At 64.7% G+C, this 21,293-nt stretch carries 26 protein-coding genes and 1 tRNA gene; 10 read left to right on the top strand and 17 right to left on the bottom strand.

Going from position 1 to position 21,293, the window contains the following annotated elements; all coding sequences use genetic code 11:
* Positions 1 to 202 precede the first annotated feature (202 nt).
* The 3 genes from HRU92_RS12990 (at position 203) to lysA (ending at position 2,808) form a co-directional block, all read left to right on the top strand.
* On the top strand, positions 203 to 1,069 hold the full coding sequence (locus tag HRU92_RS12990) for a zinc-ribbon domain-containing protein (RefSeq protein ID WP_173088290.1): 867 nt from the start codon (positions 203 to 205) through the stop codon (positions 1,067 to 1,069).
* Complete coding sequence (locus HRU92_RS12985) at positions 1,069 to 1,479, top strand: response regulator (RefSeq protein WP_127754672.1); 411 nt, start codon at positions 1,069 to 1,071, stop codon at positions 1,477 to 1,479. Before HRU92_RS12990 ends, HRU92_RS12985 begins: the two co-directional genes overlap by 1 nt.
* Positions 1,480 to 1,557: 78 nt before the next feature.
* Positions 1,558 to 2,808 carry a diaminopimelate decarboxylase gene (lysA, locus tag HRU92_RS12980; RefSeq protein WP_172125566.1) on the top strand — a complete coding sequence of 417 codons (1,251 nt, stop codon included), beginning with the start codon at positions 1,558 to 1,560 and terminating at the stop codon, positions 2,806 to 2,808.
* A 6-nt stretch (positions 2,809 to 2,814) separates the two neighbouring features.
* Here lysA and HRU92_RS12975 read toward each other — a convergent pair whose 3' ends face one another.
* Both HRU92_RS12975 and argH read right to left on the bottom strand, forming a co-directional pair.
* Positions 2,815 to 3,534, bottom strand: a complete 720-nt coding sequence (locus HRU92_RS12975; RefSeq protein WP_172125568.1) for a gamma-glutamylcyclotransferase — start codon at positions 3,532 to 3,534, stop codon at positions 2,815 to 2,817.
* 101 nt (positions 3,535 to 3,635) lie between these two features.
* Positions 3,636 to 5,087, bottom strand: coding sequence for an argininosuccinate lyase (argH, locus tag HRU92_RS12970; RefSeq protein WP_172125569.1), 1,452 nt, complete (start codon positions 5,085 to 5,087; stop codon positions 3,636 to 3,638).
* 20 nt (positions 5,088 to 5,107) lie between these two features.
* Between argH and HRU92_RS12965 the strand changes: the two genes are divergently transcribed.
* Positions 5,108 to 5,770: a TlpA disulfide reductase family protein gene (locus HRU92_RS12965; RefSeq protein ID WP_172125571.1), complete on the top strand. Its 663-nt coding sequence runs from the start codon at positions 5,108 to 5,110 to the stop codon at positions 5,768 to 5,770.
* A gap of 3 nt (positions 5,771 to 5,773) precedes the next feature.
* On the opposite strand, the gene HRU92_RS12960 is transcribed toward HRU92_RS12965, so the two are convergent.
* The 5 genes from HRU92_RS12960 to gluQRS all read right to left on the bottom strand — a co-directional run bounded on the left by HRU92_RS12960 (position 5,774) and on the right by gluQRS (position 8,539).
* Positions 5,774 to 5,956: a hypothetical protein gene (locus HRU92_RS12960; RefSeq protein ID WP_172125573.1), complete on the bottom strand. Its 183-nt coding sequence runs from the start codon at positions 5,954 to 5,956 to the stop codon at positions 5,774 to 5,776.
* A 53-nt stretch (positions 5,957 to 6,009) separates the two neighbouring features.
* Positions 6,010 to 6,693 (bottom strand): rhomboid family intramembrane serine protease, encoded by a 684-nt coding sequence (locus tag HRU92_RS12955; protein WP_127754666.1) that lies wholly within the window; start codon positions 6,691 to 6,693, stop codon positions 6,010 to 6,012.
* 16 nt (positions 6,694 to 6,709) lie between these two features.
* Positions 6,710 to 7,306: a cob(I)yrinic acid a,c-diamide adenosyltransferase gene (locus HRU92_RS12950; protein ID WP_127754665.1), complete on the bottom strand. Its 597-nt coding sequence runs from the start codon at positions 7,304 to 7,306 to the stop codon at positions 6,710 to 6,712.
* Between the two features lie 3 nt (positions 7,307 to 7,309).
* On the bottom strand, positions 7,310 to 7,510 hold the full coding sequence (locus HRU92_RS12945) for a twin transmembrane helix small protein (RefSeq protein ID WP_127754664.1): 201 nt from the start codon (positions 7,508 to 7,510) through the stop codon (positions 7,310 to 7,312).
* A 153-nt stretch (positions 7,511 to 7,663) separates the two neighbouring features.
* Positions 7,664 to 8,539, bottom strand: a complete 876-nt coding sequence (gluQRS, locus tag HRU92_RS12940) for a tRNA glutamyl-Q(34) synthetase GluQRS (RefSeq protein ID WP_349236751.1) — start codon at positions 8,537 to 8,539, stop codon at positions 7,664 to 7,666.
* A gap of 13 nt (positions 8,540 to 8,552) precedes the next feature.
* Between gluQRS and HRU92_RS12935 the strand changes: the two genes are divergently transcribed.
* The 3 genes from HRU92_RS12935 to HRU92_RS12925 all read left to right on the top strand — a co-directional run bounded on the left by HRU92_RS12935 (position 8,553) and on the right by HRU92_RS12925 (position 10,517).
* Positions 8,553 to 9,212: a DNA-3-methyladenine glycosylase 2 family protein gene (locus HRU92_RS12935; protein WP_172125575.1), complete on the top strand. Its 660-nt coding sequence runs from the start codon at positions 8,553 to 8,555 to the stop codon at positions 9,210 to 9,212.
* Positions 9,209 to 9,898: a phospholipase gene (locus HRU92_RS12930; protein ID WP_172125577.1), complete on the top strand. Its 690-nt coding sequence runs from the start codon at positions 9,209 to 9,211 to the stop codon at positions 9,896 to 9,898. Before HRU92_RS12935 ends, HRU92_RS12930 begins: the two co-directional genes overlap by 4 nt.
* Before the next feature lie 61 nt (positions 9,899 to 9,959).
* Positions 9,960 to 10,517, top strand: a complete 558-nt coding sequence (locus HRU92_RS12925; RefSeq protein WP_172125579.1) for an HNH endonuclease — start codon at positions 9,960 to 9,962, stop codon at positions 10,515 to 10,517.
* Here HRU92_RS12925 and HRU92_RS12920 read toward each other — a convergent pair.
* The 7 genes from HRU92_RS12920 to HRU92_RS12890 form a co-directional block, all read right to left on the bottom strand.
* Positions 10,514 to 11,032 (bottom strand): disulfide bond formation protein B, encoded by a 519-nt coding sequence (locus tag HRU92_RS12920; RefSeq protein ID WP_172125581.1) that lies wholly within the window; start codon positions 11,030 to 11,032, stop codon positions 10,514 to 10,516. The two genes, HRU92_RS12925 and HRU92_RS12920, sit on opposite strands and share 4 nt — an antisense overlap.
* 85 nt (positions 11,033 to 11,117) lie before the next feature.
* Positions 11,118 to 11,939 carry a DUF72 domain-containing protein gene (locus HRU92_RS12915; RefSeq protein WP_172125583.1) on the bottom strand — a complete coding sequence of 274 codons (822 nt, stop codon included), beginning with the start codon at positions 11,937 to 11,939 and terminating at the stop codon, positions 11,118 to 11,120.
* A gap of 21 nt (positions 11,940 to 11,960) precedes the next feature.
* Entirely contained in the window at positions 11,961 to 12,647 is a 687-nt protein-coding gene (locus HRU92_RS12910) for an outer membrane protein (protein WP_127754657.1), read from the bottom strand.
* A 376-nt stretch (positions 12,648 to 13,023) separates the two neighbouring features.
* Positions 13,024 to 13,107 (bottom strand) — tRNA-Leu (locus tag HRU92_RS12905).
* An 82-nt stretch (positions 13,108 to 13,189) separates the two neighbouring features.
* Complete coding sequence (gene aac(3) / locus HRU92_RS12900; protein ID WP_173088288.1) at positions 13,190 to 13,987, bottom strand: aminoglycoside 3-N-acetyltransferase; 798 nt, start codon at positions 13,985 to 13,987, stop codon at positions 13,190 to 13,192.
* Positions 13,988 to 13,991: 4 nt separating this feature from the next.
* Positions 13,992 to 14,408 (bottom strand): helix-turn-helix domain-containing protein, encoded by a 417-nt coding sequence (locus HRU92_RS12895; RefSeq protein WP_127754655.1) that lies wholly within the window; start codon positions 14,406 to 14,408, stop codon positions 13,992 to 13,994.
* A gap of 54 nt (positions 14,409 to 14,462) precedes the next feature.
* Positions 14,463 to 15,044: a DJ-1/PfpI family protein gene (locus HRU92_RS12890; protein WP_172125587.1), complete on the bottom strand. Its 582-nt coding sequence runs from the start codon at positions 15,042 to 15,044 to the stop codon at positions 14,463 to 14,465.
* A 164-nt stretch (positions 15,045 to 15,208) separates the two neighbouring features.
* Here HRU92_RS12890 and HRU92_RS12885 point away from each other — a divergent pair, with 164 nt between their 5' ends.
* Positions 15,209 to 16,375 carry a D-alanyl-D-alanine carboxypeptidase family protein gene (locus HRU92_RS12885; RefSeq protein WP_172125589.1) on the top strand — a complete coding sequence of 389 codons (1,167 nt, stop codon included), beginning with the start codon at positions 15,209 to 15,211 and terminating at the stop codon, positions 16,373 to 16,375.
* Here the strand turns inward: HRU92_RS12885 and HRU92_RS12880 are convergent.
* A complete protein-coding gene (locus HRU92_RS12880; protein WP_248307140.1) occupies positions 16,372 to 16,599 on the bottom strand; it encodes a sulfurtransferase TusA family protein in 228 nt (75 codons plus the stop codon). The genes HRU92_RS12885 and HRU92_RS12880 overlap by 4 nt on opposite strands.
* Positions 16,589 to 17,080, bottom strand: coding sequence for a CAP domain-containing protein (locus HRU92_RS12875; protein ID WP_172125593.1), 492 nt, complete (start codon positions 17,078 to 17,080; stop codon positions 16,589 to 16,591). Before HRU92_RS12875 ends, HRU92_RS12880 begins: the two co-directional genes overlap by 11 nt.
* 307 nt (positions 17,081 to 17,387) lie before the next feature.
* Here HRU92_RS12875 and HRU92_RS12870 point away from each other — a divergent pair, with 307 nt between their 5' ends.
* Entirely contained in the window at positions 17,388 to 19,442 is a 2,055-nt protein-coding gene (locus HRU92_RS12870) for a hypothetical protein (RefSeq protein ID WP_172125595.1), read from the top strand.
* 140 nt (positions 19,443 to 19,582) lie between these two features.
* Positions 19,583 to 20,731, top strand: a complete 1,149-nt coding sequence (locus HRU92_RS12865) for a YihY/virulence factor BrkB family protein (protein ID WP_172125597.1) — start codon at positions 19,583 to 19,585, stop codon at positions 20,729 to 20,731.
* A gap of 7 nt (positions 20,732 to 20,738) precedes the next feature.
* Here the strand turns inward: HRU92_RS12865 and HRU92_RS12860 are convergent, their stop codons facing one another.
* Entirely contained in the window at positions 20,739 to 21,278 is a 540-nt protein-coding gene (locus tag HRU92_RS12860; protein ID WP_172125599.1) for a hypothetical protein, read from the bottom strand.
* Positions 21,279 to 21,293: the final 15 nt, after the last annotated feature.

The raw sequence follows: 21,293 nt of genomic DNA, 5'->3' as shown, positions 1-21,293 counted from the left end.
GCTGTGGCTTTGGCGCGCGCGCCGAATCAGCTGTTAGCGCACCATAACAGGGCTAACCCCATGATGGCGCAGACGAGGAGGGTTTTGCCGGCAGGAAAGCGGCGCAAATGTGAAGGGAGGCGGGCCTGTGGAAGGTTTGAGGGTTCTTAACCCCCGTCTTCTAGGTTGGGGGCGGGCGTCCTGCCCGTAGAATCACGGCCGCATGATCATCACCTGTCCCCATTGCCAGACCAAATACCAGGTGACCTACGAGGCCATTGGCTCGACCGGCCGCAAGGTGCAGTGCGCCCAGTGCCAGCAGGCTTGGCGGCAGGTGCCGCTCCAGGCGCCGTCCCCCGAGCCCGAACCGGTGGCGATCGACCCCCTGACCGAAGACGGGCTCGACGAGGCCATAGAGGCCGAAGAGCGCGAGGCGAGCCCCATTCCCGCTGGCGCCAAGCGGCGGAAGTGGCCGGGGTCGGAGCCGGCGGGCGCGGTGGATCCCGCCGTGATCCGGCAAAGGCAGCGCGATTTCACCCAGCGGCAAAGTGCGGTCAACGCGCAATTGCCACTGGCCAGGCTGCGCCGCGCGGTGCGGGTGCTGGGCGTGCTGACGCTGGCAGGGCTGGCGGTGTTTGCCGTTTGGGGGCGCGTCGAAATCGTGAAGCGCTATCCGTCGCTCGCCGGGGTTTATAGCGCCGCCGGGCTGCCGGTGAATGTGGTTGGTCTCGAATTTGGTGAGGTCAAAACCCTGCGCACCCTGCAAGGGGGCAAGGAAGTGTTGCTGGTTTCAGCCCAGATTGCCGGCACCAGCGATCGCGCGGTCCCGGTGCCGCCTTTGGTGGTTACCCTGCTGAATGGGGCGGGCGCGGGCATTTATGAGTGGAGCGTGGCGGCAAATGCGCCCATGCTCAAGGCTGGCGAGCAAACGCTGGTGGAAACCTTGTTAACCGTGCCGCCGGCAGAAGCGGAGCGCGTCCGGCTGAGCTTTGCCAGCGGCCGGGCCGATGGCGACGATGCTCGTCCGGTGGCGGCGGCCGCCGAGCCGGCAGCAGCCGCCGAGCCGGCACATGAAGTGGAGCAGCATTGATGGCCCGAATCCTGGTTGCTGAAGACGATCCTTCGGTGCGCGCTTTTGTGGTTAGTGCCCTCGAGATCAAGGGACACGACGTGGTCGCGGCCGAAGATGGGGGTTTGGCGATCGAGACGATGGAAGAAGAAGGGGGGCGGTTCGACCTCCTTTTGTCCGACATCAAGATGCCGATCATGGACGGGATCGCGCTGGCGCTGCAGGTGGCGGCGCAATATCCGCAGGTCATTATCGTCTTGATGACCGGCTTTGCCGATCAGCGCGAACGGGCCCATGGGCTCGATGCGCTGATCTATGACGTGATTACCAAGCCGTTTTCGCTGGCCGATCTGTTGGCCAAGGTCGATGACGCGCTTGCGGGCAAGCCGGTGGAAGTGGTCAGCATCGCTCGCCGCGGGATCGTGGGCTAGCGGCAAGGCAGGCGGGCCCTTTCGCGCGCTGCATTCGTGGTTTAGACAGGCTCCATCCCGCCAGATGGAAGACCTCACGTGACCAGACCTGACACTTTGCCGCCCCAGCTGATCGCGGCTGCCATCCGTTCGGCTGAGGAGGTGGGCACTCCGGTCTGGCTCTATGAGGCCGAGATGATCCGGCAGCGGGTTGCCCAGTTGCGGGCATTCGACACCATCCGGTTTGCCCAGAAGGCGAACAGCAATACCCATATCCTGCGCCTGCTGCGCAACGAGGGCGTGATGGTGGATGCCGTGTCGCTGGGCGAGATCGAGCGGGCGCTGCACGCAGGATTTGAGCCGGGCACCCAAGCCGAAGAAATCGTCTTTACCGCCGATATCATCGATGCGGCCACATTGGCGCGGGTGATCGAGCTGCGCATTCCGGTTAATTGCGGCTCGCCCGACATGATCGCGCAAGTGGGCGAGGCCAGCCCTGGGCACCCCATCTGGTTGCGCCTCAATCCGGGTTTCGGGCACGGCCATAGCCGCAAGACCAATACCGGCGGGCCGTCGAGCAAGCATGGCATCTGGCATGACGAGCTCGAAGCGTGCCTGCGGCTGGTCGACCAATATGAGCTCAAGCTCGTGGGCCTGCACATGCATATCGGCTCGGGCGTCGACTATCAGCATCTACACCGGGTGTGCGACAGCATGGTCGATGCGGTGCGCCGCGCCAACCGACCACTCCAGGCGATTTCCGCCGGGGGTGGGCTGTCCGTGCCCTATCGTGCTGGTGAGCCCGAGATCGATATTGCCGAATATTACGCGTCCTGGGACAAGGCGCGCGAGCAAGCCGAGGCCATCACCGGCAGCAAGCTGCGGCTGGAACTGGAGCCGGGGCGGTTTCTGGTCGCCAATGCCGGGGTGCTGGTTGCCGAAGTGCGGGCCGTGAAAAAGGTCGCCAACAACCATTTCGTGCTGATCGATGCGGGGTTCAGCGACCTGGCGCGGCCGGCAATGTATGGCAGCCACCACGACATCGTTTTTGTCAGGCGGGATGGCAGCCTTGTCACCGGGGAAGCGGGCGCCGCGGCGGTGGCTGGGCCGCTCTGCGAATCAGGCGACGTCTTCACCCAGTCCGATGGGGGCTATGTGGAGTTCCGCGACATGGCCCTGCCATCGGTGGGAGACTTTGCGATCATCCGGGATACGGGCGCTTATGGCGCGAGCATGTCGTCGAACTACAATACGCGTCCGCTTGCCCCGGAAATGCTGCTGGATGATGGGGCGCTGCGTCTCATCCGGCGCCGCCAGAGCGTGCAGGAGCTGCTGGCGCTCGAGGGCTAAAGGCGCCTAGCCGTTGCTTTCGTACACCGCTTCGATCCGGTCGGCGACGAGGTGTTGCAGGCGCCAGAGATGGGGGTCGTGGATGCCCATGTCCTCGAGGTGCCGGACGGTGGCAAAGAGATATTCGGCCATGGAGCCGCGGGTGCCGACGGCGCGCGCCAGCACATCGGCAATGGCCTCGTCCGAGAGCCCGCTCACATAGCGGCCGGAATGGCGATCGATGCAAAAGGTCAGCGCGGTGATGGTGCGCTCGCCGCTCTTGGCGCGCACCCAGCGGGGCGGAAACGCTGAGGGCAGCCAGGCCATTTCGCGCTCGAGCAACTTGATGAGATTGGCCTCAACCGCATCGGGGGGCAGGCGATACAGCACGCCATTGCATGAGCCGCCGCGATCGAGCGCCAGCATGAGGCCGGGATTTTCCGGGCTGCCGCGATGGCGATTGTTCCAGCCGAGGCAAAAGGACCGGTGCCAGCCGCGCACCAGGCCCTTGCGCATTTCCACGAAGTCGCAGGCCGGGCGCCAGATCAGCGAGCCATAGGCAAAGAACCAGATTTCGTCGGTGTCCTCGCGCTCGGCAAGGAGACGCCCAAGGGTGGCGCGGTGATCCTCGGGGGTGGCTTCCCACATGCCCTCGGGCGGGGGCGGCAGGATGTCGGTGACTTCAGGGGGCTGCAGATAGCCGACATGGCGCTCGGTCAGGCGCATCTGCCGGAGTTTTTGGGGCATTCCAGGTCCTTTCACCTGCCGGTTTCCCCGGCTCGCCCATCAGGATGGGGCAGGACCGGGGAAACGGCTCAGATGGTAAAAGACTGGTTCAGTTTACCCTGCTATTCAACCCCGCCATCGCCATGGCCGCCATGCGCCTTCTTCTTGGCAAGGGCCCGCGGCTCGGCGGGCTGGCCGGTGAGGAGGGTTTTCCAGCGGGCGGCTTGCGTTACCACATTGCCTGGCGCGGTGCCGCCATAGCTGCTGCGGGCGGCAACGGAGGCTTCAACGGTCACGACCTTGTGGATGCGGCTGTCGATGCGCTCGTCGACCGATTTGAAATCCTCGATGGTGAGGCCCTCGAGCCCGCAACCCTTGGCTTCGGCGAGGGCGACGATCTGGCCGGTGATGTGGTGGGCATCGCGGAAGGGGATATTGGCCTGACGCACCAGCCAGTCGGCGACGTCGGTCGCGGTGGAAAAGCCGGCGCTGGCCGACGCGTGCATGCGCTCGCGATTGGCGGTGAGATCGCCCACCATGCCGGTCATGGCGGCGAGGGACAGCGAGAGGGCATCGAGGGCGTCGAAGGCGACTTCCTTGTCTTCCTGCATGTCCTTGGAATAGGCCAGCGGCAGGCCCTTCATGACAACGAGAAGGCTCGACAGGGCGCCGATGATGCGCCCGACCTTGGCGCGCACCAGTTCGGCGGCATCGGGGTTGCGCTTTTGCGGCATGATGGACGAGCCGGTGGTCCATTTGTCGGACAGCTTGATGAAGCCGAACTGGGCCGAGCTCCAGATCACCAGTTCCTCGGCAAAGCGGGAGAGATGCATGGCGCAGATCGCGGCGGCCGCGAGGGTTTCGAGGATGAAATCGCGATCGGACACGGCATCGAGCGAATTGGCGGTGGGGCGATCAAAGCCGAGGGCCTGCGCGGTCATGTCCCGGTCGATGGGATAAGGCGTGCCGGCCAGCGCCGCCGAGCCTAGTGGGTTTTCATTGAGGCGCTTGCGGGCGTCTTCGAGCCGGCCGGCATCGCGCCCGAGCATTTCCACATAGGCCAGGAGATGGTGGCCAAAGGTCACCGGCTGGGCGTTTTGCAGATGGGTAAAGCCGGGCATGATGGTTTCGGCTTCGTCCTCGGCCTTGGTGACGAGGGCAAGCTGCAGGCCGCGGATCTGGACGAGGAGCGTATCGATGGTGTCGCGCACATAAAGGCGGAAATCGGTGGCGACCTGGTCATTGCGCGAGCGGGCGGTATGGAGGCGCCCGGCGGCATCGCCGATTTTTTCGCGCAAGCGCGATTCCACATTCATGTGGATGTCTTCCAGCGAACGCGAGAACGTGAAGGTGCCGTTCTCGATCTCGCCCAGCACCTCGGTTAAACCGGCCGTGATGCTGTCGGCATCGGCCTGCGTCAGAATGCCGGTTGCAGCAAGCATGCGGGCATGGGCTATCGAGCCGGCAATATCCTGGGGGAAAAGACGCTGATCGAAGCCGATCGAGGCGTTGATTTCTTCCATGATGGCGTCGGGGCCCGATGCAAACCGGCCGCCCCACATCTTGTTGCTCATTGCTGCTCTCCGGAGATCCCATGACTCAATCCAGCCCCGTCCGCCCCGAAGCTCGCCATCGGTTCCGGTTGCTGCTGGGACTTGGAGTTGGTGTGGTGGCGCTTTCTATAACGGCGTGGGCGTGGCTGGGCAATGCCGGGCAGGCACGCGAATGCCCGGTGCAAGCCGAGGCGGCCGAGGCGATCGACTTTGCCGCAGTGGGGGAACTCGCTGCGCTCAATGGCACGGGGGAAGGGCGGGGCTATTCGACGCTTGCCTTCCAGGACGATGCGGGTGCGCCGATGAGCATTGCGAGCTTCAAGGGTAAGAAATTGCTGGTCAATTTCTGGGCCAGCTGGTGCGTGCCGTGCCGGGAAGAAATGCCCGCGCTCGATGCGCTGGCGAGCCAATATAATTCGGACGATTTCGCGGTGCTGCCGATCAATCTCGATATCGGGGAAGACGGGCTCGGCAAGGCGCGCGCGTTTTTGGCCGAAGGCCAGTTCGCCAATCTGCCGCTGTTTGCGGATCCGAGCTTTGCCGCTTTCGAGCGGCTCAAGCGCGAAGCGGTGGCGGTGGGGCTGCCGGTGACGCTGGTGCTGGACGAAAACGGGTGCGAACTGGGCGTGCTGCAGGGGCCGGCGGAATGGGACACGCCGGACGGGCATGCGGTGGTGGAAGCGCTGATCGGGCTTGGTGCCTGACCCTCAGGCGCGCTTGTCGATCACGAGGCCCTGACCGGGTGGTGGCGCGGCCTGCACGGCTTGGGCGACCATGTTGATGAGGCTGGCTTCCATCTCATGGGATTTCTTGAGCACGGCCAGCTGCACGCTTTGCTGAGTGGCGGCGGCGCGGGTGGTGACCATCTGCATGGCAAGGTCGGTGTTCATAAGGGCGCTCCCGTTCCAGGCGGGATCATAGAGAGGGGCGGGTAAACAAAGCCCTAGCGCCCGCCCAGCAGCGCCACTTGCGAGCGCTTGCCGATCGCGGCCAACACCATGCCGGTGGCAAAGCCACCAAGATGGGCCCACCATGACACGGGCTCCAGCGAGCCCATCACCACATTGAAGATCTGGACGGCAATCCAGACGCCAAGCATCCAGAAGGCGGGCACCGGCAGCGGAATGGGAATGACGATGCGCGCCAGCACATAAACCCGGGCATGGGGATAAAGCAGGCAATACGCCCCCATCACCCCGGCGACGGCGCCCGAAGCACCGATCAGCGGCGTGGTGCTGTTGGGATCGAGCAGGAGGTGGAGGAGCGCCGCGCCGGCCGCGCAGCCGAGGTAAAACAACACGAAGCGGAAATGGCCCAGGGCATCTTCGATGTTGTCGCCGAACACCCAGAGAAACAGCATATTGGTGCCCAGATGCAGCCAGTCGGCATGCAGGAAGGCATAGGTAAAGAGCGTCGCCCAATCGGGCAGCCAGGGGAGGGGCTGGGGATAGATGTCGCGTACCACCACCGGGATCATGCCCCATTGGATCGCGGCCTGAAGAAAGCCGATTGGCGGCAGGAGCGACTGGGCTGCAAAAACAAGGGCGGTGAACGCCATCAGGCCATAAGTGACCCAGGGAAAGGCAATGTGGCGGATCGGGTTGGTGTCATGCAGGGGCAGGAACATGCCGATCCGCCCCCGTTCAGCTGCCCCTGCGGGCGTCCCCGTAACCGCCCGGCACCCAGAGCACGTCCTTGGCGCCCTGGTTGTTGGCAACGCGCGCCAGCACAAAGAACAGATCCGACAGGCGATTGAGGTAGCGAACAGCTTCGGGATTGGTGTCGGGCTCGGCCGCGGCCAGTTCCACCACCAGCCGCTCGGCACGGCGCGTCACCGTACGTGCCACGTGAAAGGCCGCGGACAAGGGCGTACCGCCGGGGAGGACAAAGCTTTTGAGCGGGGCGAGATCGGCATTGTAGCTGTCGATCTGCTTTTCGATCCAAGTGGTCTGGGCGGCAGTGATGCGCAGGGAGGGGTGCTCGGCATCGGGCGCGTCTTGCCCGGGGGTGGCGAGATCGGAGCCGACATCGAAGAGATCGTTCTGGATGCGGGCGAGCATGGTGTCGATCTTGGGCATGGAGCCGGTTTGCAGCCGCGCGAGGCCGATAAAGCTGTTGGCTTCATCGACCGTGCCATAAGCCTCAACCCGCAAATCATATTTGGGACGGCGCGGCCCGCGCACGAGGCCGGTGCTGCCGTCATCGCCGGTGCGGGTATAGATGGAATTCAGTTTGACCATGGTTCAGCCCCTCGATCCGCCAAAGAAGAACAATGCGGCCAGCAGCAGCAGCAATGCGACCGCCTGGCCAATCACGCGCAGGCGCATCAGGCGCTGGCTGGTATTGCCCGAGCCGCCCTTGAGCATGTTCCAAAAGCCCAGCAGGAGCACCCCGACTACAAACAGCATGACCAGGGCAGTGACGATATTGAGAAGGTTTTCCATGAGTTCCTGCCGGGGATGATGATCCCTAAATGGGCGAGCCGCTGACGGGATGCAAACGGCAGCGGCAAGCGGGGCCTGCATGCCATAAATCTTGCTGCAGGTGAACTGCCGGGGTGCTTTCCCCGCATCCAAGCTGGCTCACGCGCTTGAGCCTCAATTGAGCTGGCGCGGCGCAAAGCCGAGTTCGCGCCTGACATCGTCGGGGCTCCAGCCGGCCTGCCGCAGCGCCGCAAGGGATTGCGAGTTCCGCGATTTGCTGAGCTTGTTGCCCTCTCCATCAAGGATGAGGCGGTGGAAATGGTAGATGGGCGAGGGCAGGCCGAGAAGGAACTGCACGAGAACATGGATATCGGTCGAGGCTTCCATGTCGCGACCACGGGTCACATGGGTGATGTTTTGCGCGGCGTCATCGACAACGACGCTCAGGTGATAGCTGGTGGGGGTGCCCTTGCGCTGGAGCACCACATCGCCCCAGCGTTCGGGGCGGGCATAGCGGATCTGCGGGCGATCGGTGATAAGCGGGCCGACAAGGGTAAAGGTCAGCGGGCCGGTCATGGCGCGGGCGCGATCATTGCGCAAACGGAACTGCACGGGATCGCCGCGCTCGAGCCGCTCGATCTGTTCGGCGGCGCTCAAGTGGCGGCAGGTGCCGGGGTAAAGCGGGGCGCCGTCGGGGTCCGTGCCGGTGGATTTAGCGGCGATTTCGCTGCGCGAGCAAAAGCAGGGATATAGCAGATCGAGGTCACGCAACCGCTCGCCCGCCTGGGCATAGTGGTCGAAGCGCTGAGATTGCCGCAGCACCGGTTCAGGCCAGTCGAGGCCCAGCCAATGCAGGTCGCGAAAGATGGCGTCGGTAAATTCGGGTTTACACCGCTCGAAGTCGATGTCTTCGATCCGTAAAAGGACGGTGCCGCGCAAGGCGGCGGCCGCAGCCCAGGTGTAAAGGGCGGAAAAGGCGTGCCCCAGATGCAAGAGCCCATTCGGGCTGGGGGCGAAACGCAACAGGGGACGATTGGGTGAGTTCGACACAGCGGCACACTACATGAACGACGCGCTGGCGTCACCGCGCCTCGATACGCAAGCGGCGGTGGACGCCCATCTAGACGCCCTGGTGCGGCTCGATCCGCGCCTCGCCCCGGTGCGCGAGCGCGCGGGGATCGTGCGGCCGCGGATCACCGAGGCGGGATTTGCCGGCATTGCGCGGGTGATCTGTGGCCAGCAATTATCGGTGGCGAGCGCCAATGCGATCTGGAGCCGCTTTGCCCAACTGCCGGGGGCGCATGATCCCCGCGCTTATCTCGCCCTCAGTGAAGCGGAGGTGCGGGCCACCGGCTTTTCGGGCGGCAAATATCGCACCGTGCGGGTGATCGCCGAAGCGGTGGTGGCGGGGGCGCTCGATTTTTCCCATCTCGAAACATTGCCCGCCGAGGCGGCGGTGGATTATCTCACGGCACATAAGGGGATCGGCCCCTGGACGGGGCAGGTTTACCTGATGTTCTGCGCGGGCCATCCCGATGTGTTTCCCGCGGGGGACCTAGCGCTGCTCAAGGCGGTGCATTGGGGGCTCGAGCTTGAGGTGCGCCCCACCATCAAGCAGATGGAAGCCATTGCCGCCGGCTGGACACCGCATCGCTCGGCGGCAGCGCTGCTGTTCTGGCGGTATTTCGCGGCGATCCGCGACAAGGAAGGAATTGCGCTTTGAGTATTCTCACCGGCCCCAGCGTGCCCCCCAAGAGCGGAGGCGCGCCCCGCCAGCTGGCTGTGTTGCTGCATGGCTATGGCTCGGATGGGGCCGACCTGATCGGGCTGGCCCCTTATTGGCAGGATGGCTTGCCCGAGGCGATGTTCATTGCGCCCAATGCGCCCCAGCCCTGCCCGGGCTCGCCGGGTTACCAGTGGTTCCCCATCTACTTCGGAGGGGGCGAGGTGAGCTGGAGCGGGGCGACCGAGGCGCGCGAAACGCTGGTGCGCTATTTGCGCGAGCTATGGGACGAGACCGGGATTGCGCCCGAGAACACGCTGCTGGCCGGCTTTAGCCAGGGGGCGATGGTGGCGCTGCATGCCGGGCTGTCCATTCCCGAGAGGCTGATGGGCATTGTCGCCATTGCCGGAGCCTTGGCGCCGCCGCCGGGATTTGGCGAGGGCAAGCTGGGCACGCCGCCGGTATGCCTCGTGCATGGGGATCGCGACGGGGTGGTGGAGCCGCGCTTCAGCGCCGAAGCCGCGCGCAAGCTTAAGGAAGCCAGGATCGAGGTGCACTACCATGTCTCGCCTGGGGTAGCGCATGGGATTGCGCCCGACGGGGTGGCGTTTGTTGATCAATTCATCCGCAAGATCAATCAAAACAACGGGAACGCAGTTCTGCACGAGCAGCCTTCACAGGACTGATACAAAGGGCTTAGTATAAGGAGGATATGGACTCCTTCGATTCCCGTTTCGGGAGACTCAAGTGACGATCCACGTGTCGCCTGAGGCCTGTCCCGCCCTGGTTCTGAACGCCGACTTCCGGCCGCTCAGTTACTATCCCCTGTCGCTATGGTCCTGGCAGGACGCCATCAAGGCGGTGTGCCTGGAGCGCGTCAATATCGTGTCGCACTACGACATGGTGGTGCATTCACCGAGCTTCGAGATGCGGCTGCCCAGCGTCGTGTCGCTCAAGGATTATGTGAAGCCGGCGCGCCATCCCGCCTTTACGCGCTTCAACGTGTTTTTGCGTGATCACTTCCAGTGCCAATATTGCGGCTGCAAGGATGATCTGACCTTCGACCATGTGATCCCGCGCTCCAAGGGCGGGCAGACCACCTGGGAAAATGTGGTGGCGGCCTGCGCGCCCTGCAATTTGCGCAAGGCCAATCGGATGCCTTCGGAAATCAAGATGTTCCCGCGCCAGTCGCCTTATCCGCCCACGGTCTATGACCTGCACAATAATGGCCGGGCGTTCCCGCCCAACCATTTGCACCAGAGCTGGCTCGACTATCTCTACTGGGATATCGAGCTCGAGCCTTAGGCGAGGCGCGGATTGTTGCGCCGCTGGGCGACAATCGAGACCAGCAGCAGCGCGACAATAGCCAGGCTGACCAAGGCATTCATGCCCGCCAGTGACAGGCCAAGGAAGCGGAACTGCACGACGTCGCAGCCCACGACATGGGCGGCGTTGAGATCGCTCAGCGCATCAAAGCTCACGCCGGCGCCTACCCCGGTGCAGGCAGTGGGGCCGGGCCAGAAACCCCATTCCACCCCGGCATGGTAGATGCCCATATAGGCGCCCCAGGCGAAGATGGCGGTGGCCACGGCCATGGCGAGGTACCAGAGCGCCAGCGGCATGCGGTTCCAGAACAGCAGCACCAGGAACAGGATGGGCAGGCCGAAATAATAGGCGAGGCGCTGCTCAAGGCAGAGATCGCATGGCACGAGACCGCCGATCAGCTCGGACGCCCAGGCGAGCGTAATCGCCAGCAGGCCGAGCGCAAAAGCAAGGGCCGCACTGATCTTGTCGAGCGGAGAGCGAAGCGAGGCGGCCATGGGCGGGTTCCGGAGTGACGCTTGTGGGTGCGAGTGGGATAGCCGCACAAGCCGGTAAAAACCAGAGCGGAACGGCGATTTGATGCTAATCGCCGGGCAGGCTGATCCCGAGGGCCTGGCGCAGGGCGATGGCATTGGCGGGGGCGTGCAGCTTGTCCTCATGCACAAAAAGAGCAAAAACATCGTGCCCCGCGGCGTCCCAATCGCGGATCTGGCTAGCCCAATCGGCGATGTCGTCAGGAGTGTAGCCGGCAGCATCGGGGCGGGCAGGGCCCTGCAGGCGGCAATAAGCGAAATCGGCGGTGAGAACGCGGGCGGGCTGCTGGACGGTGTCGCTGATCACCAGGGCGGTGTTGTGTGCGGCGAGCAGATCGCGGGCGGCAGGGTCATCCCAGCTGGGGTGGCGCGCTTCGATGGCGTGGCGGATTGGGCCGACACCGGTGGCATCAAGAAAAGGCGGGGTTTTGAGGCGCTCATCGGCTTGCGCGGCGAGGGCAAGATAGTCGTCCGCCGTGCGGGGCAGGAGAGCGAGGAAGTCTTCCAGCACGCCGAGGTCCAGCGCCAGGTTGGGCGGCAGCTGCCAGACAAAGGGGCCGAGCTTGGGGCCGAGTGCCAGGGGACCCGAGGCCAAGAAATTGGCGAGTTCAGGCCGGCAGTTCTTGAGGCGGCGGATATGGGTGACGAGCTGGGCGCCCTTGACCGCAAACACGAACCCATCGCGGGTTTCGGCGGCCCATTTGGCAAAGCTCGCGGGCTTCTGGTTGGCCCGGAAGGTCGCATTGATCTCGATGGTGCCGAGCCGGGAGCTGCTATAGGCGAGCTCCCGCTTCTGCACCAAACCATCAGGATAGAACGTGCCGCGCCAAGGCTCGAACACCCAGCCTGCCGTTCCGGTCCTGATGGTCATGGTTGGGACATTGCCGCTGGACTAGAACTTGTAGTTCATGCCGGCGCGCACCACGCTGAAGCGCTGCGTGGAGTCGACCGAGCCGCCGGGCAGGCCGGAATAGGTCTGGGTGCCCAGGTCCACATAGAGATATTCGGCCTTGAGGGTCAGGTTGTCGGTGGCGGCAGCTTCGAGGCCCGCGCCCACGGTCCAGCCCAGATGGGTGGTGGACTGCGAGGTCACGACATTGGCCGCGTCCGTGGTGCTCATCGAGCCCTTGCCGACGGCGACACCGGCGGTGACATAGGGCATCACGCGATCCAGCGCCATGCCGGCGCGGCCACGCAGCGTGCCATAGGCATCGATGCCCGATTCGAAAGTGGTGCCTGGGCCGATATCTTCTTCATAGCCGATCGAGGACCACTGGCCGTCCGCTTCCACACCGACGATGAAGCCGCTGCCCATGTCCATGTTGTAGCCGACCTGGGCGCCGAGCGACCAGCCATCGGTATTGGTGTCGATCTCGGGGCCGCCGCCAGATGCTTCCTGCGTGGTTTCGCCAAAGCCGTAGCCGCCGTTCACGCCGGCATAAAAGCCGGACCAGTTGAAGGCGGAGGATGACGAATAGAACGGCGTCGCGGCCGCGCCACTGTTCCAGGACAGGTCGGCGGCGTTGGCCGTACCCGTCAGCAGAAGCGCTCCGCCCAAGATGATCGCTGCATGCTTCATGATAAACCTCGTATAAAGATGTCCCTGCAAATTGCGCAGAGAGTCTTAATAGCGCGGTAAGCCGTTTGGTTAACGGCGCCATGTTGTGCGGTTTGCTGGTCACAAAAATCTGAGAGCTTAGTTGGGGAACTTTCCCCCTTTGCCGCTGGCGGCTGATGGAGAGCAAAGCGCGGTGAATGGGGATACGACCAGCACGGTCAGCAAATTTAGGTCGATAAGGTTCTGCTGCTGCCAGTGGGTCGGCTTTGCGGCCGCCTTGCGCCACTGGGCTGACTGGCGCAGGTGCCTGGTCTTGCTTGCCAGCAGGCATGCAAACCCAGCCAGAGGTCACCGGCATTGCCGGGAGCAACTGTGGAACGCCAAAGCTGAAGGAAACTGGTGCCCCCCGCCGGACTCGAACCGGCACGCCTCGCGGCGGAGGATTTTGAGTCCTCTGCGTCTACCATTCCGCCAGAGGGGCACGGGCTGTGTCTAGCGCAAGGCGCTGTGCGCCGCAACTGGGTGCGATAGGGTGCGTGCGCAGGTTTTTAGCGCGGAGCCGATCAGTTTCCCACCGCGCGGTAATGCTGTTCGAGCCAGTGAACGGCGAAGGCAAGGATCTCGGGCGCGGCAACGAGGACGCAATCGGCATTGCCGACCCGGCCCGTTTGCCCGGCGCCAGTGGCGAGAAAATCGCGCACCACGGTGGCGAAATAATCTTCGGGGAGCCCAGGCGGGGCGTTGGCAGTGTCGAACTCCTCGCACCAGCGCCAGTGAGTGGCGCCATCTAGAAGCAGCGGGACCTCGAAGCGCTTAACCGGCTTGTCGGGGAAGCGGGCCAGGTGCTCGCCATGGTGGAGGAGGGTCATGGTGTCGAGCGGGGCGCCCAGCATCAGCGTTTTGCCGCCTGCCTCGACCAGCTTGCCCAGCGGGGATAGCCTGCCATAGCCATAATCGAGGGCATGATCGGCGGTGAACCAATCGGCCTGCGCGCCCAGGGCCGCGCAAGAGGCGCCGGGATTGCCGCTGCGCCGGGCCCCGGGGGTGGTGCGCAGCAATTCGGGAAAGGCGCCGTTGTCGCGGATCGAGCGCGAGCGCGCCGGATCAAACGGCGGCACATGGGGGCGGAGCGCGGGATCGGCAAAGGCGTCTTCCTCGGCTTGCCAGTCGCAATAACCCAGGAGCGTGCCCTCGGGGCCGAGCACATCAGTGAAGGCGTCGATCAGCGCGTCGGGGCCGCCCAGAATAGGGCCGACCTGGCGTAGCGCCGCGTGCACCAGCACGGCATCGCCGGGCCCGAGGCCCAGGTCCTGCAACTGCCCAGCGAGGGACGGTCGGGTCCAGGGCGAGGGCGAGGGCATTCAGCTACCCCCTGGCGTAAGCGATCTTGCGCGGCTGCTCGGCCTCAACGGCGATGGCACGCTGATCGTAGACCGTGCGGGCATCGATGATGGCGCCATGATGCTCGGCCGACCAGTCCCACAGCGCCTGAATGGGGTTGGTCAGCGTCTTGCCCAGTTCGGTCAGGCCATATTCAACCCGGGGCGGCACCTCGGGATAGATGGTGCGGGTGACCAGGCCATCGCGCTCGAGATTGCGCAGGGTGAGGGTCAGCATTCGCTGCGACACGCCATTGATCGAGCGCTTGAGTTCGTTGAAGCGGATGGTGTCATGGCGGGCGAGAATGCCCACCACCATCACGCTCCACTTGTCGCCGATGCGGTTGAGCACATCGGACATGGCGGTGCAGTTGGAGCGATTGGCGGTGTCCTGGAGCGACATGGGCGACCTGCGGGGTTGGTTGGCCCTCAATATAGAGATGGTTCCTTTCAGTGCCTAGGGTGCAGTTTGTGCCGGCGGGTGCTCGGCGGCAAACAGCCCATAGTAAAACCGCAGATCGTCGCTGCCATAGCCCAGGGCCTCGAGCATCTCGGCCATGAAACTGACCGGGGCGGTGCCGGGGGCGGTGATGATGGCACCGGCGCGGACGGCCCGGGGCTGGTCCCGGTAGAAACGGGCGCCGGCATAACCGGTAGGGGCGAGGTTGTCGGTGCTGTTGCTGGTATGGGGGATGGTGTCGAGCAGGCCGGCGCGGGCAAGGGGCAGGGTGCCATCGCAGATGCCGCCGACCACCTTGCCGGCTGCCGCCGTCGCTTGCAGCAGGCGGGTAAGGTCGGGTGCTCCGGGTTGCGACCAAGCCGCGCCACCGCAGATGACAAGGGCATCAATGCCGGCGGGATCGATATTGTCGACAGGCAGGTCAGGCGTGACCTGCAGGCCGCCGGCGGAGGCCAGCGGGATCCCACCGGGGGCGGCGTAGCGGGTGGTGATGCCGAGATGGCCGGCACTGGCCGCGTTCAACAGGGCTGTTTCCCAATCGGCAAAGCCGGGGGTGAGGACGGTAACAATGGTGGTCATGGGCGTTCTCCAGGTGGAAATTGCGGTTGTGCCGCGACCCCTCGTCAAGGGATGTCAGGAGGTTGGGGGTTCAAAAGCCCGTGGGTGGGAGGGCCCGTGCATTGAGCTTGGGCAAGGTGGCTGTTAAGAACGCGCGCCCCTTATCAGTCCCGGAGCTCGCTCTCGTGCCGTCAGCTCGATCCTTGCGCTCAGCCATCATTGCCATTGTCCTTAACTGCCTGTGGGCGGGTGCTGCAGTGGTCCAGGCCAATCCCATGCTGCTCGTGGATATGGACAATCTTGCGGTGCTTTATGAGGAAGATGCCGGCCAGCCCTGGCACCCAGCGTCGCTTACCAAGCTGATGACCGCTTATGTGGCTTTCGAGGAAATCCAGAAGGGCACCGTGACGCTGCAAACGCCGGTGGTGCTGTCGCGCAATGCCATCAACCAGGCGCCCAGCAAGTCGGGGCTGCCGGTGGATAGCGCGCTGAGCCTGCAGGACGCGCTTTATATCATGATCGTCAAGTCGGCCAATGACATCGCCATGGGGATCGCCGAAACCGTGGGGGGCAGCGAAGCCCAGTTTGTCGCCAAGATGAACGAGACGGCGGCGCGGATGGGGCTGTCGGCAACCCGCTTTGTCAATCCGCATGGGCTGCATGACCCGGCCCAGCAAACTTCGGCGCGCGATCTGGCGGTGCTGTCGCTGTATTTGCGGCAGAACTTCCCGCAATATGCCGAGATGTTCGGCACCGAATTTGTGCAGCTTGGCAAGGCCAAGCTCGAAAGCAATAATGCCCTGCTGACCAAGTTTGCCGGCACTACCGGCATGAAGACTGGCTATGTTTGTGCTTCGGGGCTCAACATGGTGGTGACCGTCGAGCGCGACGGGCGGCGGCTCCTGGCGGTCGTGCTGGGCGGCTCATCGGCGCGCGATCGCAATGAGCGGGCGGCCGAATTGGTGTTGCGCGGCCTGTCAGGCGCGGCCCGGCCGGCCGGGCAGTCGCTGCTGGCGCTGGCCAACAATCCAAGCGCCGCGCCCGTGGATATGCGCGCGCGCATTTGCGGCCAGCAAGCACCGGAATATGTGAAGGCGCAGGAAGCGGCCTTCCCCATGGGCCTCAAGGGGCAGCCGAGCTATCTCAATGATGCGATACCGGCGCAGTCCTATGTGGCGACCAATCTGGGCCGGGTGCGCGTGGGGATCGAATTGCCGCGTCCGCGTCCCGATCACGCGCCGGCCTTCCCGATCGCCAGCGATGTCGTAGGGATCGAGGCGGAGCTGCGGCCTGGTATGGCGGCAACTGCCACCGGGCCGGTACCCATGCCACGGCCGCGCCCGAACCTTTAGCGGCGCACTAGCTCGAAGCGCAGGTGATCGCCGGCATCCGTCACCGTGCAGTCATGGCCGTTCTGGCGGCAATAGAGCGGGATGTCGATGCGCGCCATCGGGTCGGTGGCCAGCACGACGAGCCGGGCGCCGGCTGGCAGTTGGGCCAGCCGTTTTTCGGTTTGCAGCACCGGCAGGGGGCATTTGAGCCCCCGCGCGTCAATCAGTGTCGGCTCAGTCGGCAAGAATAAGCACCCAGTAGATGCCGTAATTGGAGGTCGGATTGAAGGCGACCGCGACGCCGGCCTTGCCGGCATTGGCACGCAGGCCAGCCGCATCGGCGGGGTTGTTGCGCCAGCCCGAGAAGGTTTCGGCGAAGGTGGCGTAACCGGCGCTGAGCTTGAGCGCCGTGACGCCATTGGGCGTCTTGGGCGGGGTGCCGGTGGAGGCATATTGGTTGACGAGCGCCTGGGCGGTGCCACTGAGGCCAGTATCGAGCGCCAGGGCCGGCAGGCCGTTGGTGGCGCGATAGGCATTGATGATGCCGATGGCCTGGGCCCGGTCGAGGCTGGCCCCTGGCTGGTCCATGCGGGCGGACAGGCCGGGCGACAGGGTCCCGGCTGAGCCACCAGTGTTGCCAAAGGGGCTGCAGGCGGACAGCAGGACCGCGCCAAGAAGACCAAGGGTGGGGAGCAAAATGGCGGTACGGCGGCGAATGGCGCTCATGGATTTTCCTTCGGCAAAGGCACGGATGAAGGGCGGAATGCTCCCCTATACACCGTTGAACCGGCGGGTGGGGGGCCTTTATGTGGCGCTTAAGGTCACCTTTCAGCCAGCGCGTTGACGGTTTGCTTACCCTTTGCAGGCCTCTCCCCAGGCGTTGCGGCCAGGCGGGGGAGCGCCGGTCAGTAAAATTGACATCAATTGCTTTTCGGGTCGGCAAGGACGCCAAGTAAAGTGGGGGCAAAGGCAAGAAACCGCCGCCTCGGCCCTCCGTTGATCGGAACTAATCATTTCGGCTTAGGAGATGTCTATGTTCCTTCGATCCAGCATTTCTGTTCTTGCCTTGACGGCTGCCTTGGCAGCATCCCCCGCTTCTGCCCAGCTGCTTGATGCCGACATTGGCAGTGGCGGTGTCGACATCTCGGTGGGGGGCGATGATGGCCTCAATGTCGGGGTGGGCGGCGGCGATGGCGGGCTGGATGCCGGCGTGGGGCTTGGTGGCGATAACGGCATCAATGCCGATGTGGGCCTTGGTGGCGATACGGCGGTCGATGCCGACGTCGATGTTGGTGGTGATGATGGTCTGGGCGTCGATGCCGAGATAGGCGGGGACGCGGCCGTGGATGTCGGCGTCGAGGCCGGCGACAGCGAAATGGTGTCCGGCACGGTGCTGGGCGGCGACGGCAGCCCCCGCGCCAATGTGCTCGACACCGATGTCAACGTGATCCAGGGCGCTCCGGTCAGCGCCGATGTCAATCTCGGCTCGGGTTCCCGCTCCGGCGCGGCAGTAGATGCCGATGTGCAGATCGGAGCCCAGCAAACAGCGACAATCGATCCCACGCAAACGGTAAACGGTGGCACCAGGCTGCTGGCGCTGGGCAGCCCAACGGCGCGGACCGAGGCGCTGATCGAGCTGATCGCCGATCCAGGATTGGCCGAGATCGACCTTGATGCCAGCATCGATGATCGCCGCATCGCGCTGGTCCGGGTGGACGAGGTGCTGTCCGAGGCGGCGCTGGCGGAGATCGAGATCGCCATCGGCGACAATCCCGAGGGTCGGGCGGATTTGCTCGCGGTTCTTGAAGACAGCGCGGTGCTGAGCTCGGTGCTGGAACGCGAAGGCGTGGCGCTGGAAGATGTGCTCGCGATCGAGGTCGGGGCCGATGGCTTGACCGAAGTGTTGGTGCGCGGGGCCCCCGAGGCCCTGGTGGCGGAAGTGGACGCGGCTGGCATCGATGTGGTCGATGCCGAGCTGGGCGCCGGCTCGGGTGAACTCGCCGCCGATGTCGCCATCCTGCCCCGTGACGGCCAGGCTGGCGGGGAGGGCGCCGCAAGCGGAGACCTTGCCGATCTCGACATCGCCGCCCTCACTGAAGAGGAATTGGCGGCGCTGGACTTGTCGCTGCTTCCCGATGAGCAGCAGCGTGTGGATGCCGTGCTGCGCATTCTGGGCACGGAGGGCGATGCGAGCGGAGCGGGCGGCGGCGAGATCACCATCCTCGATCTTGATGCCTTGCTGGGTGAGGCCGCACAGGCCGATGTGCTGGCAACGCTCGGCGGCAGTGGCGACGATGAGACCCTCGCCGAGGTTGAGGCCAATCTTGCCCTCACGCAGGCGCTGGCCGATGCCGGGATTGCGCCCGAAGCCGTAGTCGCGGTTCGCGCCGGCCGCGCCGGGCAGGTGCGGCTCCTGGTTGATACGCAGGCCCAGCTTGCCGACAGCGGTGATGGCGCCGCAGGAGGCGTCACGGGGGCTGGCGGGTCGGCTCCTGCGGACGAGGCAGGCAGCGATGGTGCCGGTGATGGAGCCGATGGCACTGGCGATGATGCCAGCGGCGATGCAGGTGGTCCGGACACGGATAACGGCAGTGCGGCGCCCGATGATGCTGGTGGCGCCAATAATGGCGCGACCGGCGGCGGAGCCTCCGGCGATGTGGACACGGCTGGCTCCGACGGCAGCAGTGATGGTGCAACGGGCGCCCGAGACCAGGCCGGCGCGTTGCCGGGCGGCGTTCCGTTGGCCGCAACAGCCTCCGCTCAGGTGCTGACGGCTGAAGTCGAAGCCTTTGCCCTTCCGCTTCGCACCGTCGGGTGTTCCGGGGCGGCCGAAGCGGTCGCCGCAGGCGATGCGGCCGAGCCTGCCGATGTTCTTGCCGCGGGTTCGGGCGATGCCTCCCTGGTGCTGCTGGAAGGTTGCGGCTCCGCCGGTCTGCCGATCCCCGCAGCCGAGGAGCTGCGCAATGCCGTTGCCGCCAACGAGGCCCTCGGGGCAGCCCTGGCGCAGTCCGGGGTCGGGCCGGTCGATGTGGTGACCGTGACCCAGGGAGATACGGGCCTGACCCTTTTCGTGGTCGACCCCAACTAAGCTCACGGGCACAAGCGGGCAAAGCGGGCCTCGCTCCTTTTTGGAGCGGGGCCTGCTGTTTGCTGGGTCTCGCAGGCTGGTGGCCTGCAACCACGCTGGCGCTTTGTCGTTGCCCCTCCCAAGGCAAGGGAACAAAGCAGATGGCAACAGTCCAAAACCGCAGTGCCGAGCAGGATCATGGTCGTGAGGCGGATGCGCCAACGGAGGTACCGGCAAAGGGCTGGAAGGACATCCTGTGGCGCACCTATGCCGAGATCAATGATGATCGGGTGACCCTGATCGCGGCGGCGGTGACCTATTACCTGCTGCTGGCGATCTTCCCCACCCTCACGGCCTTTGTGTCCCTTTATGGCCTGTTCACCGACCCGGCCACCGTGACCGAGCATGTCAGGGCACTGTCCGCGGTGGTGCCCGAAGGAGGCATGGCCATCATCGATGAACAACTCAAGCGCCTGACCTCGAGCCAGGAATCGACGCTGAGCTTTGCCCTTATCATCTCGATCGCCATTGCGCTTTGGAGCGCCAGTTCGGGGGTCAAGACGCTGTTTGAGGCAATGAACATCGCCTATGACGAGCGCGAAAAGCGCAATTTCTTTGTTCTGAACGCCACCGCCCTCGTGTTTACCCTTGCCGGTGTCGTTGGCGCGGTGGTGATGATTGGCGTGGCCGTGGTGGTGCCAGCGGTGCTGAATTTCCTCGGGCTGGGGAGTGGGCTGGAATGGGTGCTCAAGATCGGCTCCTACCTGCTGCTCGCCGTGGTCTTGCTGTTGGGTATTGCCGTTCTGTATCGCTTCGGCCCAAGCCGGCAGCAGCCGAAATGGCGCTGGGTTACCCCGGGCGCTCTCCTTGCCGTGGTCGGGATCATCGTCGTGTCGCTGCTGTTCTCCTGGTATGCGGCGAACTTCGCCAATTTCGACAAGACCTATGGCTCGCTGGGCGGGCTCATTGCCCTGCTGACCTGGATGTGGATCTCGGTCACCATGCTGATCGTGGGTGCCGAGCTTAATGCGGAGGCCGAGCGGCAGACGCGGCGCGATTCCACCGTGGGCAGCAGCGATCCGCTCGGTCATCGCAACGCCACGGCAGCCGACACGGTAGGCAAGTCCCGCGAGGAAGGCGGGGAACCCACCGACGATATTTCAGGCAAAAGCCCGGAATGGCAGGCCGGTTACCGGGCCGCAGCGGCGCAGCTGCGCCCACGGCGGCAGCATTCCCTGGGCGCCCTGGCCCTGGCAGTGCCGGCTTCACTGGCGCTGGGCGCAATGCGGCGGCGGGACAAGCGCTCCTAGCGGCGCGTTATCCCGGCAGCCTATAGGCCGAGGACCCGCAGCCGCTTTGGCGCCAGTAATTGGTGACCGGCTGAAACGCGCCAGTGGCGAGGAACTGGAGCTGAGCGGTATAGGCCATGGCCATGCATTCGCCGGGCCCGGCGACCACATGCACCATTTCATGCAGGATAGTGGTTTGGCGCAGGGCATCGGTGCCGGAGTCAAAGAACTGCGAGCAGAGATTGATGGTTATCGTATCTGCGGCCGGGTTCGGGATCACATAAGCGGCAAAGCGGGTGCAGGCTTTATCGCCTTCGCCCTGCGCCTGAAAGGCCACCTGCACCTCCCCCGATCCGCTGGACGGGACAAAGCGCAACTGCCGCAAGGCCTGCGCGTAAGCCGTGGTCGGCACCCCCATGCTGGATGAGCCAAGTGCGCCTTGCGCCTTGGCGAAGGTCTGCACGGCGTCGGCAAGGGCCCGATCCAGCAAGCCCCAACTTTGAGCGCCCGCGGGAACGACGCTCGTCACCAGCGCGGATGCAAGCGCGATTGCAGGCAGAAAACGCATCAAATCAGTCCCTTA

The organism is Devosia sp. 1635 (genome assembly GCF_013185955.1).
GTDB lineage: Bacteria > Pseudomonadota > Alphaproteobacteria > Rhizobiales > Devosiaceae > Devosia.
The sequence above is the reverse complement of the archived record's forward strand: the minus strand, read 5'-3'. Positions and strand labels throughout refer to the sequence as shown.